At 65.9% G+C, this 205-nt stretch carries 1 pseudogene; it reads left to right on the forward strand.

Features of this window, described 5'->3' with window-relative positions:
* Window positions 1–205, forward strand: a pseudogene (locus B4E36_RS23360) (dihydrodipicolinate reductase); the annotation flags it as partial.

The raw sequence follows: 205 nt of genomic DNA on the forward strand, positions 1-205 counted from the left end.
CTCTCAGGAAGACGATGAACGCCTGTCGGCCTGCTGCGCGCACCGGCCGATGCTGATCAGCGCGAATTTCGCCCGCGGCTTCGAGGCCTTTCGCCTGAACGTTCTCGGCTTCGCCCGGATGATGCCGGAAGGCGAGCCGCGCGTGAGCGAGACCTATCACGTCCGCAAGAAGGCCGAGCCTTCGGGAACGTCCAGACTGCTGGCC

This window comes from Martelella sp. UBA3392, from assembly GCF_002358775.1.
Taxonomy (GTDB): domain Bacteria; phylum Pseudomonadota; class Alphaproteobacteria; order Rhizobiales; family Rhizobiaceae; genus Martelella; species Martelella mediterranea.